Here is a 17,630-nt window from a genome sequence, read left to right on the forward strand (position 1 = left end):
GTCCTGTATCATAGGCAGTGGCAATGACAGTTCGATTACATCAACCAAGCAAATACTGGAAATAAAATAAGATTTTATGACTACTAAGTTGCTGTCCGTTCAGAAAAATGAAGTTGAGCGTCAACCTGAGTTAGATTTAAAGCATACAGTTTGCCTAACTCTGCGGGCATGGTTAATAGATCATCCAGCTTTTGCTGACGGGCCAGACAAGTCAGCAACTTAATCACCCCGCCATGTGTCACAATCAATGCCTTGTTCCAGTTGTGTTGCTGCATTTGAACATAAATTTCATTAAAACCATGCATGACACGTTGTTGAAATTGGTGCAACCACTCTCCATTCGGAGCATGATATCGAGTTGGGAATTGCCAGAAATTAGCCAATAACTCAGGCTCATTTTCATAAATGGTTTGAGTGGACATGCCTTCCCAATCACCAAAATACATTTCCTTGATTTCAGCATTGAATAATAAGGGCAATTCGAGTTGTTTAGCTAATGCTACCGCAAAGTTTTGGCAGCGTTGCAAGGGCGAGCTGATGATCACATCCCAGTGTACCTGAGCATCAAGATACTGCTGAATGGTGGACTGCATTTGCAACCAACCCTGTTCGGTCAAGGCATCATCGAGATGCCCACGCAAGGTATGGCTCAGTGTGGTTTCACCATGCCGCAGTAAATCAAGGTGCAACTTTTTCACCGGTCACAGCAGCTTCAGCAAAGGTCGCCATTTGATTATGCAGTACACAAGCCAGCTGCAGCATCGACAGTGCGGCTCCGGCACCGCTGCCTTCGCCAAGACGCAAATTCATATTTAAAATAGGCTGAGCTTCTAAGGCTTTTAGCACCCGCTGATGACCATATTCAGCCGATTGATGTCCAAACAACATCCATGCTCGACTTTGCGGTTGAATGCGTACCGCGCATAAAGCGGCAACCGAGCTGATAAAACCATCTACCACGATTGGCAAACCAAGTTGTGCACAACGGATATAAGCCCCCGTCATTGCAGCAATTTCCAGACCACCAACTGCAGCCAAGATTTTTAAAGCATCATCGGCAACATTTACTTGATGCCGCTTCACCGCTTGGTCAATGACCGAGATTTTATATTGCAACTGTTGATTCGTAATGCCTGTCCCCACACCCGTCAGTTGGGCAGCATCTTCATTCAACAATAAACACGCCAGTGCTGAAGCTGAACAGGTATTTCCAATCCCCATTTCACCTGCAATAAAAATATCGGCAGCTTGAGCTTTGGCGCGGTCAACGCTGTCTTTACCCAATTGCAAGGCTGCTAAGCATTCCTGTTCCGTCATTGCAGTCTGCTGGGCAAAATTGGCAGTGCCTGCACGAATACAATGCCGCTCAACACCGGCATACTCATAGGCTTCACCCACCGTACCACAATCCACCACCTGTAAATGTGCATGATGATGTTTGGCAATGACACTGATGGCTGCACCGCCTGAAGCAAAATTCTGAAGCATCTGACGGGTTACCGCTTGCGGATAAGCCGAAATATTTTCTGCAACCACCCCATGATCGCCTGCAAAAATTGTAATCCAAGGCTGTTGAATCTGTGGATGTACTGTGCCCTGTAAGCCTGCCAGTTGAATGGCGAGCTGCTCAAGCAGCCCTAGCGCCCCTGTAGGTTTGGTCAATTGCAGTTGACGTTGTTCAGCGTGTTGTTTGGCATCTAAATTAGGTTGTTGTACGGCAGCTAAAAACCATTGTGCTTGTTCAGTCATGTTATTTCTCATCTTTTAAAATCATTGGAAAGCCTGCGACACAGAACATGACTTTATGGGCGAGCTGACCCAGAGTCTGATGCAGACGTCCTGCTTCATCGACAAAACGGCGGCTGATTTCTCCCATCGGTACAACCCCAAGCCCGGTTTCATTACTGACCAGAACAATTTGCGAGTGGAGTTGCGGTAAGACCTCGAATAATTTTTGCATCTGTAGTTGCTGCAAGGCTGGGTCTTCAGCCAACAACAGATTGGTCAACCATAAAGTCAGACAATCCACCAGAATCAGCTGATCAGGCTGATCCAATTGTAAAAGCCGGTCGGCAAGATAAATCGGTTCTTCATAGACGTGCCAATGATCAGGACGTTGTTGTTGATGATGGGCAATCCGCTGCTGCATTTCTTCATCTAAGGCTTGCGCCGTCGCCATATAAATGACGGTTAACCCCGAATCTTTGGCGATTTGTTCTGCCAAACGACTTTTACCTGAGCGTGCCCCACCTAAAATCAGTTGCAACATATCTAACCTAGTTCAATTTGCTGATAAGGATACAGTAATCCTTGTAAAATCTGTGCCTTATAATAGCCGAAAGTCAGTTTTTTGACCTGAATCTTGATGCTTTTGAGCGGAAGTTGTTGTATCCGCTGCAATACCCTATCACCCGACCACGCTTCACGATACAAACCTAAAGTGATATGCGGACAATATTCAAGTGCTGCGATCTCTGCGGAGACTTGGGCAAATTGTTGGCGAATTTGGGCCAGTACGCCCTGCTGATCTTGGATCTGTAAGAACAAAGCACTGCTAAAGCTATCGATCTGTGTAATTTCCAGCTGAAAAGCTGTGAGCGGTAATGCTTCAAGCAGTTTGATCTGCTGTTGTAATTGTTGTATCTGAAAATCGTCATCGTATTGTTTAACGGAAGGCTGCAAGAAACCGCAGACGAATAAGGTAATATGATATTGGCGTTGTTGTTTCGGCAGAAGCAGGTCTGAAAACCGGGTTTGAATTTCATCTAAATATTGAATCAGCTCGGGCTGATCAACTTCAATATACCAAAGTGCATAGTCTGAACGTCCCAGATGCCATTCCGGATAATCCCGAACTATGGTCGGACACATTTGGGTAGCGGATTGCAATAACACAACAATATGCAGTCAAGAATATAGAGTTTAGGATTAAAACATAAGCTTAGGAAAAAATGGAATATTTGTGCATCTCTTTCAATATTGTCACAGTTTTTATTAGAAATAACGTCAATCAAGCATATGTGCGTGCGCGGTCAGTTGAATGATCTGGCCCAACGTTCAACTTGACAAAGCTAGTGCCGTAAAGCTAACACAACTTTATAGGTTTAAAGCTGTGTTAGGGCTCACGATCTTGGCTTGTCTATGTCTATGTCTATGGATTGCAATGCTAAACCAGCGCAGACTTGGCTCGGTTTTCATTCAGATCATAGCGAAAGGTATCGTCATGCAATTCGGCCTGAATACCTTGATACAGCATATCTAATAATGCTTTCTTTTGACTGGTATTGATATCCATCATTTCAATATTTTTACCAATATGCTGCACAATCTCCAGCTCCTCAATTTCTAGCTGTTTTAAGGCATAGACATATCCATAGATTGCACCTTGCACAATCTTTTGATAAGGCAATTGCTGCTGGATATGATTTTCCAGACTACCGAATACGCGCTCATTAAAGCTTAGTTTTCTAAGCGGATCGCGTGCCACCCGTTCACAGGTATCTTTATAGGCGGAGCGACAGGAATGCAGAAAACTTTCTGCCATTCGGTCCAGCTCTTTGGCCTGATTGGGCACAATATTGGCTAAACCGAGTTTGACTTCCTCAACCAGCTGTTCTACATATTTCTTGATTTTGGCATCTGCCAGTGCAATCCCGATCATGTCATGGCCATGCATGCTGGCATACCAGGCGGTCATGGCATGGCAGCCGTTCCATAAGCGGTTTTTAATGATCTGGATATCAGAAATTTGCTCCACCAGAATCATTTGCCGCATTTTACTCAAGATCGGACTACGGTTTTCCACATAAATCGGCATATCGGTTTCGCTATGGAACAGGATCAGATCCATATTCTGCAAAAACTGCCCCGCCTGAAACTGTCCACGCATATCCGATAAACAGTCAGTCATTTGCTGTTCCTGTTTCTCGGTCAGTGCGGTTTCATCTGAAAGCTCGATGGCTTCTTCATTCAGGTCAGATTGGTATTGTTTGAATAAACGATGCTTGATATTCAGCTGACGATATAAGGCTTGATCGGAAAGCTTGGCAACCATTCGGTTGACCACGGTATCGCAAAAATAGTGCTCACTAAGAATGTGCTCTGCGATATCCTCATCGGTGATTTCAAGCAAAGCTTCACGGATATTTTTCAGGACCAGATATTTTGCACAGACTTTATTCAGAATAATCAAAAAGGTAATCGGCTCATGCTGCTGCGTATCCTGCGACATGAAGCGTGCCAATAATCCCCTCGCAATTGTTCTAGCTTCGGATGCAATGGCCTGTTCAGGCAAACACAGCGCGATCAGGCTGGAATGCATATACATCTCCAGCATGTGCTGTTCATTGTCAGCATCAATCACCGTCAGATTTTCAATCCGTTCATCATAGGAGGACTGTCCATAACGAATACTGTAACTACCGAAGCTGTTGACCGATTCCAGATATAATCGGTTTCTGGTCGAAGCGAGAATACGCTGGGGTCGGGTAAACCCATCCCAATGTGACAATACCTGTGCGATATAACCGCCACCAATGGCGCCAAAACCATGAATCCCGACAGTGAGTTGATTGATACTTTGCGGAAATGGTTCTTGCAACTGCGGCATGCCCATTTCAGGAATATACTGGTCCAGCGCATTCAGGCATTCATACATATCCTGATAATAGAAATTTGCCTTGGCCAGCATGCTGTCATTCGGTTCTTTGATGTCTTTAAATAAAATCGTGATGCCGCCCGCATCACAGGCTGAACAGATCCCGTTTTCCGAATCCTCAAACATCAGACATTGTTGCGGTTGCAAATTTAATTTTTGTGCGGCTTTGATAAAAATTTCAGGATGCGGTTTGCCTTTTTCGACTTCATCACCACAGACCAGCAGATCAAAAAATTTATAGACATTGGCATTGATCAGATATTCTTCGGCAATTGCCCGGCGACTGGATGTTGCTACAGCCATACGCAGGCCAGATTTGCGTAGTCGTTCCAGTACCTGAATCAGACCTTTCTTAATGGGTACACCATTATGACGAACCGATTCTAGTTCAAGTTCATCTGCTCGTTTTCGGATGGCTTTATACGGAACATCCTCCCCATAAAAGCGCTGGGCAAGCTGTTCGGCTGTTTGTGCACTGAGTCCAAGACACTGCATTAAATATTCATCGGAAAATTCCTGTCCAATGAGCTCTTGAGAGGCCTGTTTTAATGTCTGAAAGCGTAATCGCTCAGTATCAAACATTGTGCCATCCATATCAAAAAGTGCTCCCTGAACAGGATAATCGTGAAAAATCAGCATCTTTACTCCTTTGTTTTGTTCTTGCGTTCCTTAGGTTAACCAAAAAAACATGACAAATTGGCGATGGTAAACAAATGAAATAAATTTGATCAAAAATCAACCTAAAGTTATTTTTTTTCGGCGTATTGTTGACTAAATTTGTAAAGATTACTTGCATCTGCTACAAAATAGTGATCGTTTTTTATTCAACTTGTTTTATAAGATGACATCCACCAAAACAATCACCACTCAACCATGAGATACAGAACGTCGAATATTACTTATGAGTGATGAAGATTTAATCCTGCTCCAAATAACTGGATTCAGTTGGGAAATAAAAAGCGCACCTGGCGGCCTCAAAATTCAGACCTCTACCCGATATTTGGCTTGAACCAGTAACATCACAATCACACAGACAGATGGAACTGCTGCAATCACAAATAAATGAGTGATGATCAGTGATTTAGCCAGATATCCACCGAATAAAGGCCCGATCACTGAGCCTAATCGGGCAATGCCAATACTCCAGCCCACACCTGTAGTGCGCAATGAAACTGGATAATAGCTGGCAGACAAGGCATTAATGGCGGGTTGTCCGCCGACAATGGCAAAGCCGGCAATAAAAATAACCACATAGAGCAAGGCAATATGAGTAACCGAATAACCAATCAAGGCCACACTGACAGCGGCGACCAGAAAGGCTGGAACTAAAACCTTATAAAAACCGATCTTGTCAATTTTTAAGCCCATCACAATACTGCCAATGGTCCCGCCGAGTTGCAAGGTTGAACCAATCATCAGGGCATGATTCAAGGAAAGTCCTGACTCTTTGGATAAGGTCGGTAACCAGTTGGCAAGGAAATACAGACTGATCATATTCAAGATACTGATCACCCAGATCGAGTAGGTAAAAAAAGCACGCTTATTTTTAAATAACTCTAATGGTGATTTTTTGATTTTAGGGCCGCTATTGCCAATTATTTGAGTTGCTGTGTTGAGTTCCAATGCCGGATAAAACTTCTTCAGCCAGAATAGAATCGTTTGCTCATTCTTTTTATTTTCGCCTAAGAAATACAGTGATTCTGGTAACTTAAACAGCATGATAAAGAAAATGACCAGCGGAATAATACCGCCAAAATAGAAAATGGCCTGCCATCCGCCTATGGGCGTAAGTAAAGCGGAAATTCCTCCACCCAGCATGGCACCGACTGTATAACCACAGGAAATCACCATCATGGTCAAAATACGATATTTATTGGGCACAATTTCAGAGCTATAAGCCATGGCATTCGGCATGATGCCGCCCAAGAAAATGCCGGTGATAAACCGTATGACCGCAAGCTGTTCAATATTGGCAACATGGGGTGTCCATAACATCAGTACAGAGAATACTAGCGTTGAGATCAACAAGATCGGACGGCGGCCATAGCGGTCCGACAGTGAACTTAAAACAAATGAACCCACAAACAATCCAAACAAACTGGCGCTAAACACCACACCCAACATGGTTTTTTCGACACCCCACGCCTCGATAATCATCGGCGCGGCATAGGCCATGGCCTGAATGTCATAGCCATCCATGATCATCAGCAATAAGCAGGTAAATAGAATAAATTTTTGATAAGGTCCGACACGTTGCTGGTCAATCAAATCATTTAATGCAACTTCTTTCATGGTGATTCCTTCTCCATGTTGCTTTAACTATAATTTTTCAATCAATTATTACTTTATTCGTAATTCAGTTATGATATTCGTAAATTCAGCAAATAACAATATGTTGTTTTATTCATCAAAAATACTTTTTAATTTTATATATCAATATATTGTTTATTTTTAAAATGATGTTTTCTACATAAAAAAACCTCAACATCCGTTGAGGCTTATCTTCAATTTAACGCTTAAATTCAGTTTAAGTCAGGCTTAAATCTTGAGACTGCTGCAGGCTATGCTGTTGTTTTGAGGCGGTATAATACTCGCCAAACTTGTCATAAAACGTTTCTCTAAAACAGTAATAGAGCATGGCTGTTTTTTCAGGCATCGGGATGAGACGCTGACTTTCATAACAAAGATCAGCAACAACCGCTGCATAAGGTTTTACCGTGTGGTCTGGCTCCCCTACAATTTTGCGTGCAGGCGAATTTTCAAAAATATAGAAACTCAATAAACGGATGGTTGGTCTTAAAAAGCCTTTACCAAAAACCGACTTATCACCGAACAGTAAATGCCAGCCCAGATCATTATCATCACCTTCATAGTAACGACCTAAACGATCACGCTTCCCTTCATAAATTTCGGTATAACCCACATCCTTCCCATCGACGCCGACAATCAGTAAGCGTTGATGGTCATCGGCCAGCATTTTGTCAAAGTAGACCTGCAGCTCAAGTTCAGTCTTGTTCAGTTGCCACTGTGGAATCACATGGGGTTCATGCATCCATTGATGCAATAAAGGAATATCCTGCGGATATTGAACCTGGCGTAAGTAATATTGTGTCCCGTCTTCATAATACTCAAAATAATCAGGAAGTTTTTGTGACAATGTAAGCATGCAGATATTCCTTGCCTTTAATATTAGATGATAATGATAATCAATTTTATTAAGACAGCAACCGTTGTTTTTCTTGTTTTTTGTTAATGAACTGAACCCAGTAAAAAATCGTTAAATAGCCCTCAGCCATTCAATACGCCACACCTTTAATTGCCAGTTAAAGTAAAAATAAGCGCAGCCAGCATTGCACAGCACCAGATCTGTACAAAGTGTTTTCTAAACAGATAAAAACCCAGCACCTGTAAAAAGAAGGCCGCGGGTAAGATCACAAATATCCAACTGAGTGGCCCAACCGAGCTACCTTCAGACCAACAGTTCAGTCCCAAAGAGCATGCTAGAAAAATAATGGCCGAAAAACCCAACAACTTTCTCCTGCTTGCATTCAACCAGGCATATTGCAGTTGCTTCTGTCCATACTGACTCAGCATGCAGGCTTGTATAAAAGCAACCAAGGCCCAGCAAAGTGCTGCAAAACTCATGTCGAGGCTCCTGCAGGTTTAAATCTGGACAGATAAAAATGAATTGCGCCGAGATAAAGTCCACCCATCACGAGCAGCACCAAATCTACCCCAGCCAGTGACCAACGCGAATGGCTGAGACTCTGCCATAAAGCAGCCTCTGGTACCATCACAAAACTACTAACAGGAATCAAGAACAGAACCGTCGCTGTCGTTGCCAATACCAGTAACATAGCCGTTCGGGTACGCAGCAGCAGACTGATAAGCAAGCTCAACAGCCAGGTGAGATAAAAGGCAGAAACTTCATAACTCCCCCTCGGTTCGAATGCTGCAGGTAACAGTCGTCCTGCCAATAGATAACTGGCGCAGGCCAGCGGCAGTCCAAGGAAAGTAAAAAAGTTGAGATGCTGGACCAGCTTATAGCTAAAAGCATGCGCTTCTTTCATGCGTTTTTTCTGCCACAGCAAGGCACCTGCGGCCAACATTACACATCCCATAATTCCCATCACAGACAGGATCAAACGCATCCAGTACGAGGCGAAATAACCCAGATGAATTCCGTAAGAAGATGAAGCCAGTTGAGCAATGGCAGATAAGTTTCGGGGTTGAGCCAGTGGTTCGGCAGTATGGGCTGCAAAAATATATTGTGGCGTATTTAAGGTAATAATATTTTTATAATTATAATCAAAGGTGATCATCGCCTCTGGCGTATTTGGTTTCTGTACTTCAAATTTATCGAGTATTGCGCCTGTTTGTGCCTGCGCGGGCAATTGTTGAATAAAGCGTTCAAATGGCTGCATGTTGCCCTGAGATGAAGATGGTTGCAGTTTTGCCATCTTTACAAACTGCATTTCATTATAGAACTGGGGTATACCGTCTTGCGTATAGTGTTTGGATAGCCCCCACGGCAAGACCAGATAAAATAAAATCAGTAGCCCGGTAAATGCCATCACCAGATAAAAAGGAAATGTAATCACTCCCGTTATATGATGCAGATCAAGCAAGGAACGCTGGCCTTTAAAGGAACGAAACACAAAAAATTCTTTAACGATCTTTTTATGCGTGATCACCCCTGTAATCAAACTGATTAATAAGATCAGGGCGACAATGGCCACGATGAAACTGCCGATCTTGCTCGGCAGAGGATATAAGGTGTAATGCAATTTAAAAAAGAAATCGCCCGCCAGAGTCTGCCGTACGGGATGGAGTAATTCTCCTGTCACGGGATTTTGTAATTGTTGGTGTTTGCCTGTCTGATCCTGCCATTGCAGTAAATTGACCGGCATACGTTCACTGGCAACAGTCACACGCCATCTTTTTGCATCAGCGGCGTGCTGGTTGAGATAGTTAAATGCCGTTTGTGCCGAAGTCTGGGGAGTCGGTAGGCTCTGAATCTGGCTGAGCGACTCAGGTTGTGCCCAGACATTAATTTCTGTACGAAAATAGGCAATCGACCCGGTTAAGAAAATAAAAAAGATGACCCATAACACCATAATGCCAAACCAGCGATGCAGAATGGCCTGTATTTGACGAAAATTCATCTTAACCGACTCCCCACTTGCGCATGAGCCAGTAGCTTGCCAGTAATAATATGCCTGAGCTATTGATGATCCAGAACCAGCGTCTAGACACAATTGCACTGGTCAATATCACGTAAAAGATAAAAAAGATGAAACTGATAAAAACTGCAAAATAGACATTTTCAGCTTTGGCAAAAGGAAGCCAATCCGCTAAAACCAGACTGAGCCAGGAACTATAACAATAGGCAGCCAGGCAGATAAAAAAAACGCTGCGATAAGTTAAGTTAAAAGGTTCTTGTTGTTCTGTACGGCGCATCGGTATTGCCTTAGCCTGTCAAATCCAGAATAAAAATGAAGAAATATCTGCAAAAGCAGATATTTCTTCGGTCAAAGTTAGTAATTAAAAGTATAGCTTAAGCCGTAGGTACGCCCTTCAGCAGGAATACTTGCAACAGGTGCATAGGTCACGACTGCTTGCTGAGCATAAACCGAACGATAATCTTTATCCCAGACATTATAAACCCCAAAATCTACACGACCTTTCCATGCTGGAAAATGTGCTAACACATCCATTGTCGTATAACCTTTGATATCTACAGCGCCTGCGGAATCATCTTTGACCGCTTTATCAGTCCCTTTGATTGCAAGCATTTGTACTCGCGCACCATAACCTTCATCATTGTTCCACTCACCAAACACAGTCCCTTTGACTGGTGAAACTTGAAGTGCATTCAATTCCTTCCATTTACCATCAGTTTCTTTATACTGACCGCGGGTATAACCCAATGTACCACCCACTTTAAAATCTTGCATAAAAGGATAAGTTGCTGTTAATTCAGCACCGTAAATACGCTGGTCAGTATCTACAATACTTGCGACTTTATCCACGAAGCGAAGAACTTTATCAGAAGTATTATAGAAACCAGTCACACCAAGATTTAGTCCTTCATCATTATTCAAACGCCATCCTAGTTCATAGCTGTTGACACGAATGGGTTGAATATCAGCGGTGGTCAAGTTAAATGCATCCCGCATCATACGCTGTACATCTGGGAAACTAAAACCTTGTGAGAAGTTTGCAAAGACTTGTTGATCATCAGTCAGTTTATAGACTGTACCCAGATTAAAGAGCACATCATTATCGCTGACAGAACCTTTCGGTTGCTGACCTTTAGCAGTACTATAAGCATCTGTTTCAGCCTTAATATATTGGTAACGCGTACCAGCCTGCACATTTAAACGATCTGTTAATGTATAGTCCGCTTGTAAAAAAGCCCCTGCACTTTGAATTGTTGTGTCAGGCCCAGCATCTGTTCTAATACCTGTTGGCACATAGCTTAATCCATTATTTGAAGCAATCAGCCCATCATAATATTGATGATCTTTTTCATGGTCATAATCCAAACCATACGTCAGTTTTAAATCACGTTGAGCGACTTGTAGATCACTTTGCACGGTAGAACGAAGTCCTGCTACTTCAATCTCTGATTGAGATTGCTTGACAGCTGGCTTACCGACATAAATCGGAAAGAAACGACCATTTTCTTTCCGATAATAAGCTTCTAAATTAACCACTTGTCCCAATACATCTTTATTTTGATATTGTGTATTGAATGCATAGCGTTCTGTAAAAGGCTGATCAGGTAACTGTAAGCCTTTTTTAGCAACGTATGAACGAGGCTTGTCTGTAGTTAAACCATAATTTGCACCATAATCAGGGCCATAATCCGTATCTTGTTTATCTTTATAATATTGCGCACCAAAACTTAATGATTGCATATCAGTTAAGTCGATATTTAAACGGCCATTTACATCAATGGTATCTGTATCTTGACGACTGGTTTGGTACGGTTCCAGAGCAATACGGTTACCATGTGCATCGAATTGAGAACCACGGCTGGTAAAATTAGCTCCCAACATCCCGTTAAGATTATCTTGGGCAAATGAAACCGATTGGCCTACTTCATAAGCCAAACCATCACCACGGAATTTGTTTGATGATGTAATACCAAGTTTTGTTTCAAAACTTAATGGCTTAGAAGGATCAGCGCGTTTAGTCACAATATTAATAATACCGCCTGTCGCCCCGGAACCATAAATACTAGTTGCACCTGAAAGTACTTCAATACGTTCAATCATGCTTGGACTAATACTGTTCAGTTGACGTGCTACATCGCGTGAACCCGTTTGTGATACGCCATCAATCAAAATCATGACATCACGACCACGCATGGTTTGACCATAATTCGTCGATGTACCACTACTTACGCCCAATGCAGGTACCAGTTGAGCCAAAACATCGGCCACCTTACGTCCCGCGGTTGCCTGTTGCGTAATCTGCTGACGGTCAATGGTCTGAACCGTACCGGCAATTTCTGCAATATTTTTTGGTGTACGCGTTGCTGTGACGACAATCTTTTCTAATTGTGCAACAGGCTTCTGTGTGGGCGCTGCGCTTACTGCAATATCCCCCGATACAGCAGTTTCAGCATGGGCATGCTGTGCAAACATGGCCAGAACAGCAAGGCAACATGGTGTCATTTTAAACAGTACTTGTTTTGCCCTAAACTCATTATTGACTTTCATTTTCTCTTTTCTCCAGAGCCCTTCTATCACTCAAAAAATATCCAAAAGGCACGTCATCATACTAAATTTAATTTTTAATGAGAATGATTTTTATTAAAAATAATAATCTTCTTTCTTCTCTTGTTTAAAAAAAATGTTTTTCCTGTTTTTTTCTGCCTGCTCCAGCTGCTGGAACTGTTCCAGATAGGCTTCCGCCATGTCTGGTTTTAAGATAAAAACTCCATCTGCATCACCAATCAGCAAGTCACCGGATTGCACCGTAAACTGATTGAGCTCGATGCCGATATCCATTTCGACCAAACTTTCCCCTTCATTTCGTGTGGTGAGACAACTCACGGATTGAGCGAAAACCGGCAATTTGAGCTGCAGTAATGCCTGACGGTCAGTGACCGCACCCAACACCACCACACCAGCCAAACCGCAATGAATCGCGGCGACACTTCTCTGCTCTCCCCAGCATGCCCGTTGCAACTCATATCTGGCGTCGATGAGCAGGACTTCATTGGGCCGACAGCTCAGCAATACCTGTCGCAACTGACTGGCATTCTTGGATTGCAAGCGCACGGTTCTGACCAGACCCACCAGATGATGTTGTGGGGACATCGGAAAAATCTGCGGGACATGTCCCAGATCCAGTACATGCCCGATGGTCGAAGTGGCAATGTTTTTATAGGCTTGAACCAGCCATTCGGGCTGGATAACTTGATTCATGATTTCATCTCTGTTGTTTTTTTCAGCTGCAAGGGACAATTTCGACATAACTCCCCACTGGCTTCCTCTAGTTGAAAATAGAAGCAACACTTTTGTCGCATATAGGTGTTGTATTCGGGATGCCAGTTATTGCATAACTTGAGAAAGGGATTTTCTGGCAGGTTAAAACTTTGTGCCGATTTTGCTTTTAACCGCTGTTGTTGCTGTTGCAACCGGTTACGCATGTCATTGTCTAAATCTTGCTGCGCTAAAGAACGATAAAACTGCAGCATGCGCACAGCAACATTTTCCCAGAGCAAGGCATACGACACACGCCCCACACTGGCGATCTGCTGTAACAGGCCATTGAACTGTAGCAACATGGTATCAAGCTCCGGCAGAGACATGCTGTGACAGGCGTAACCCGCCGAATCAGCCAGTTGGATTCGTCGCTCCCAGTTCCATGTTTCAGGTAGCTCTACGATAAAGATCGAAGGTTGCCATTTCACAAAAGGAAGCGATGCCGCCTGACAGTATAAAAAAGGCAACACCCAGAGCGTGGCCCAGTATTTGATAAATAATGAGGTGGCACATCTCTGGTTCGTAGCATGAATACGTGTCGCAAAATCCTGCAGCACCTGCCGACAGATCGAGTCATCGAACAGGTCAGCAAGTGTGATTGCCTGCTGGTTGGAACCATGTATTTCCAGTTTAAGATGCTGTTGCAGCACCGAAAAAGAAGTTTCCAACTCTGCTTGAAAATACTGACACGTATTCATTGCATTTTATGCAGATTGAGCTAAAACATGCCAAAGCGGGTTTCGGGTCTCCCCGATTCCTGACGGCATACTGCCAATACGGGTATCCTGCTCAAGCAAAGGCCGGATCAGCTGTTTATAAGGCCAGTTTGGTGACTCAACCAGTAAGGCCTGTAACTGACTGAGAATCTCAGGTTCAATATCCAGACTGTTTAGCACCTGCTGTAATTGTTCAGCTAAGACAAGCCAGAGTTGATCTGCTGCAATCTGATAATATTTTGCTAACGCCTCGACTATGCAACCTAAATTGATCTGAATCCCCAGCGTCTGGATATAAAACAGCAAGGCTTCAACCGAGTCATGATAAAGCGTATTTCTAAAATCATGCGGGCTTAAATAATCTGGATCATCCAGACCATTTTGTAGCAGCCACGGTAGGTAAATACGCAATGAATCGTGATCCCTGAACATCAGGCCTTCAAATTGACCATGTTTAAGCACCAGACACAGGTTCTGACCATGAATTTCACCCATCAAGCCGAGACGGAACAGACGTAAATTCACCTCAAAGAAGCAGGCACATAATTGGGCAAATTGCTCAAGCACATGTTCCTGATGATTTTCCAGCTGCTGCAGCTGTAAAATATAATCAAACACGGCAGGTTGCCCTGGAATAATGTGTCCTAGACTGGCCATCGGAATCAGTTGATAAGGCTGTTGCAGCAGTTCAATTGGAATATGACGGCGTTGAGCAGCCAGATGAGTCGGCTTTTCTACAAATAGCCATTCATTGTCCGCACTTCGATCATCTTGTTTTTCCGGCAAATAAGACCACCATTGCGTCTCCTCACACAGCCATAATTTTTGCTGCAAAACGGGATCTTTTTGCTGTGCCTGCTGCAATAATTTCTGGTTTTTTTCACCATTAATCATTTTTACAATCGGCAGAAAACGCAATGAACCCAGCGCCTTAATGCCAATCGGCAGTTTCAGGCTTTGCTGTGGAATATCCTCAGACAAAAGACTACGCATCGAAGCGCTGGCATACATGCCTGTTGAGACAAAATTCAAAGGCTGACAGATGCCTGACGCAATATCTTCAGCAAAGAATTGCTGAAATAAATGCTGGAACTGCCACGGATGCACAGGCATGGCGATATGCGTTTCACTCAATCCGCGCTGGAACATTTCCTGTTTCAGTTGATAGCGCTCGGCACGGTTAATGAAAATCTGGCTCGGCTGCTGGGTAAAAATATCCTCGACACCCGCACCAAACATCATTTTGTCTTTATGCACCGCTACCCAGTGAATAATCAGTTCCTGTGCAAATTCAGGACAATATTGCAGATACTCTTGCTGGCTCAGCCCTTCCTTTAACTTGGATAAAGCATGATAAGGCCGATCCCGATAGCCCGCATATTGCTCTAAAACACGAAACACCTGCGCGGGGCTTTGATGAATCAGATCATGAGCATCGACTTGATGCTGTTGCAGCAAACGATATTGCGTTAAACATTTCTGGATTTGCTCTGAAAAGATTTGAAGCTTGTCGGCCTGACAGTGTTGAAATAACCCAATCTGTTGCAGACATTCAAACAGCTCAAATAATTCAATCGGGTGAACTTGCATATGCTGATTGCCTGCTGTAATTCGTAAAATGTCCGACTCGGCCGCAAAAGACCACGCTTGGGTAATGCCTGACTGTACAGCAAAAACAACACAGTAGTGTGATGTTTGCTCAGGCAACAGCACCACGTACTGCTGCTCAGGCCTATGATTAAACTGCTGTTTTAAGTCAAAATCGAATACATCCAGTTTGGACTGTGCGGTTGAATCATCCACAATATACTGTTCAGGAATCAGGGCTTCCACCAGTAAGGCATTTACAAAGTCTTGTAAAATGGTTCTGTCAGTCAATTGATAGACAGGTTGAAGTGCATTCATCAATAACCTCACTTGCCCTGCGCTTTAAACGGCGCCAACGGGTTATCCACAAACTTGATCTGCATGCGACCATCACCAAATAAACGGCGTTTGGTTAATGACTCAATCCGTAGCTTTTCGGCAAAGACATCAAAGATTTGATAGCGTTGATGATGTTCAGGATGTTGTTGCTGATAGTCCTGAATGACTTCGGCAGCCCATTGCCAGAAATCCTGTTCAGTAACGGTGTAGGTCTGATTAAGGAAAATTGCGATATCGGTCAAGGCCACAAAGAACAGGCAGGCGCAACTAAAGTCACGAATTCCATCCAGATCATCCGTCAAGATAAAGGACATGCTATTGGTTTTAGCATGTTCAGGCGGTAACTGGTCCAGTTCAGGTGCCAGTTCCGGATGAGCCAGATGTGCTGGACTGTAGCGTACACCATCGTGGAAATCCTTGAGCAATACCCGGGTTGGCCAACCTTGTTGATGCACCAGAATAATATTTTGCCCATGCGACTCTGTCGCAATCCCTTCGGCAAATAGCAAATGGATCAATGGCGTAATGACCACTTTCAACAATTGACGTGTCCATTGCTCAACTCCGTAGTGCTGTAACCACGGTGCAATCAGAGCCTGACCATCTTTTTGAATATGGCTCACCCCATTCAGTGGAATTGCATCTTCGCCTTCACGTAGATATTGATGCACGCTTTCACGCCATAAACAACCCATGGTGCCATAGGCCTGTTGGGCATGCGAAGCCGGTAAACGGGTAAAATCTACACTCAGACCGTAAACCTCACGCAATACCGCAAAATCCAGTTGCTGCGCCGTTTCACTGTGATCAATCAGACGTTGCAGCCAGTCGGTAATGATGGGCCCGTTCATCACGGTATGTTTTGCCAATACCCGTGAACTTGAGGTATTGGTCAAGCTCATGGAAAGCTTGATGTATGGTTTTTCTGGGTGCTGTAAATTGGTGACGGTTCGCAATGACTGCTGGGCCAGATAACGATCATGGCTATGCCCTAAATAAATGATGTCCTGATCGGCAATTTCTTCTGCAAAAATCGAGATCAGATGATTTTCCCATTGCCAAGGATGGACCGGAATCCAGACATATTCAGTGGCATTTTGAGTTCGCTCATTCAGCTGTTGCTGAAACAGGATAAAGTCCGATTCATTCAATTGTTCTTTAAAAAATGCCTCTGTTTCAAGGTGACTGGAATGGTTTTGCGCAACCAGCTTCTGGTGTACGGCTAACCAGACCAATGCCATCGGCTGGGCAAACTCCACCCCATAACGGACATTGTCTTGCAGACTAAAACCGACACGTGATTTGTAACATGGATGATAGGGATGCCCATCCATCAAATAAGATTCCAGAATATCGTATGGATACTGAATTGCAGGCAAGCTGTAGTTTTCAAAACAGACTTGTGATTGCAGGTCATGAATATAGGTACGCTTTAATTCAAAAATAAAATCTTCGACTTTGGCAGCATCGGCAATCGAGCGCAGGATCTCATCAATGACCTGATTTAGACGTGCTGGCTGTGTATTGCCCTGAGCATCCTGACGAAGTACCTCCTGATCACGTGCCAGTCGCACCAGCTTATAGCTGTATTGACGTTGCCCTTTGGCAATATACTGAACCGCTTGCTGTTGGCGATCCTGTACCTGAATCACAAAATTGTCACCATCATGCTCAGCGCAAATAATTTCTTCAAAAATCAAAGCTTGTAACAGTTGCTTGATCACACGTTGTTCAACCTCTTTCGCCTGCTCCGGTTGTGGCTGTTGCCAGGCTTGAAAGGTATTTTGAAGCATATGTGTATTTGATAAAACTGGATGTAATTGTCCCATA

Annotated in this window: 15 protein-coding genes; all 15 read right to left on the reverse strand. The window is 43.6% G+C overall.

What is annotated here, in order from left to right; translation table 11 throughout:
- Positions 1–83: 83 nt before the first annotated feature.
- A complete protein-coding gene (locus tag IEV39_RS05775) occupies positions 84–689 on the reverse strand; it encodes a histidine phosphatase family protein (protein WP_032883243.1) in 606 nt (201 codons plus the stop codon).
- Entirely contained in the window at positions 679–1,749 is a 1,071-nt protein-coding gene (gene cobT, locus IEV39_RS05780) for a nicotinate-nucleotide--dimethylbenzimidazole phosphoribosyltransferase (protein WP_005285693.1), read from the reverse strand. Before cobT ends, IEV39_RS05775 begins: the two co-directional genes overlap by 11 nt.
- Position 1,750: 1 nt before the next feature.
- Positions 1,751–2,269 (reverse strand): bifunctional adenosylcobinamide kinase/adenosylcobinamide-phosphate guanylyltransferase, encoded by a 519-nt coding sequence (gene cobU, locus IEV39_RS05785; RefSeq protein ID WP_005285692.1) that lies wholly within the window; start codon positions 2,267–2,269, stop codon positions 1,751–1,753.
- A 2-nt stretch (positions 2,270–2,271) separates the two neighbouring features.
- Positions 2,272–2,895, reverse strand: a complete 624-nt coding sequence (locus IEV39_RS05790; RefSeq protein ID WP_032883150.1) for a 2'-5' RNA ligase family protein — start codon at positions 2,893–2,895, stop codon at positions 2,272–2,274.
- Positions 2,896–3,166: 271 nt separating this feature from the next.
- On the reverse strand, positions 3,167–5,296 hold the full coding sequence (gene mtlD, locus IEV39_RS05795; protein WP_005285690.1) for a bifunctional mannitol-1-phosphate dehydrogenase/phosphatase: 2,130 nt from the start codon (positions 5,294–5,296) through the stop codon (positions 3,167–3,169).
- A gap of 342 nt (positions 5,297–5,638) precedes the next feature.
- Entirely contained in the window at positions 5,639–6,949 is a 1,311-nt protein-coding gene (locus tag IEV39_RS05800) for an MFS transporter (RefSeq protein WP_005285688.1), read from the reverse strand.
- A 235-nt stretch (positions 6,950–7,184) separates the two neighbouring features.
- The gene (locus tag IEV39_RS05805; protein ID WP_005285686.1) at positions 7,185–7,823 is read right to left on the reverse strand and encodes a GNAT family N-acetyltransferase; all 639 of its coding nucleotides are present in this window, start codon (positions 7,821–7,823) and stop codon (positions 7,185–7,187) included.
- A 146-nt stretch (positions 7,824–7,969) separates the two neighbouring features.
- A complete protein-coding gene (locus IEV39_RS05810) occupies positions 7,970–8,302 on the reverse strand; it encodes a hypothetical protein (RefSeq protein WP_005285684.1) in 333 nt (110 codons plus the stop codon).
- A complete protein-coding gene (locus IEV39_RS05815; RefSeq protein ID WP_005285683.1) occupies positions 8,299–9,822 on the reverse strand; it encodes a PepSY-associated TM helix domain-containing protein in 1,524 nt (507 codons plus the stop codon). Before IEV39_RS05815 ends, IEV39_RS05810 begins: the two co-directional genes overlap by 4 nt.
- A gap of 1 nt (position 9,823) precedes the next feature.
- Positions 9,824–10,117 (reverse strand): hypothetical protein, encoded by a 294-nt coding sequence (locus IEV39_RS05820; protein ID WP_005285681.1) that lies wholly within the window; start codon positions 10,115–10,117, stop codon positions 9,824–9,826.
- 77 nt (positions 10,118–10,194) lie between these two features.
- Positions 10,195–12,387: a TonB-dependent receptor gene (locus IEV39_RS05825; protein ID WP_005285679.1), complete on the reverse strand. Its 2,193-nt coding sequence runs from the start codon at positions 12,385–12,387 to the stop codon at positions 10,195–10,197.
- 93 nt (positions 12,388–12,480) lie between these two features.
- Positions 12,481–13,098 (reverse strand): RraA family protein, encoded by a 618-nt coding sequence (locus IEV39_RS05830; protein ID WP_005285678.1) that lies wholly within the window; start codon positions 13,096–13,098, stop codon positions 12,481–12,483.
- Positions 13,095–13,856, reverse strand: coding sequence for a (2Fe-2S)-binding protein (locus tag IEV39_RS05835; protein ID WP_005285676.1), 762 nt, complete (start codon positions 13,854–13,856; stop codon positions 13,095–13,097). Before IEV39_RS05835 ends, IEV39_RS05830 begins: the two co-directional genes overlap by 4 nt.
- Before the next feature lie 6 nt (positions 13,857–13,862).
- Complete coding sequence (locus tag IEV39_RS05840) at positions 13,863–15,779, reverse strand: IucA/IucC family protein (RefSeq protein ID WP_005285674.1); 1,917 nt, start codon at positions 15,777–15,779, stop codon at positions 13,863–13,865.
- An 8-nt stretch (positions 15,780–15,787) separates the two neighbouring features.
- The gene (locus tag IEV39_RS05845; protein WP_005285672.1) at positions 15,788–17,629 is read right to left on the reverse strand and encodes an IucA/IucC family protein; all 1,842 of its coding nucleotides are present in this window, start codon (positions 17,627–17,629) and stop codon (positions 15,788–15,790) included.
- Between the last annotated feature and the right edge of the window lies 1 nt (position 17,630).

The sequence above is a fragment of the Acinetobacter courvalinii genome, from assembly GCF_014635545.1.
GTDB lineage: Bacteria > Pseudomonadota > Gammaproteobacteria > Pseudomonadales > Moraxellaceae > Acinetobacter > Acinetobacter courvalinii.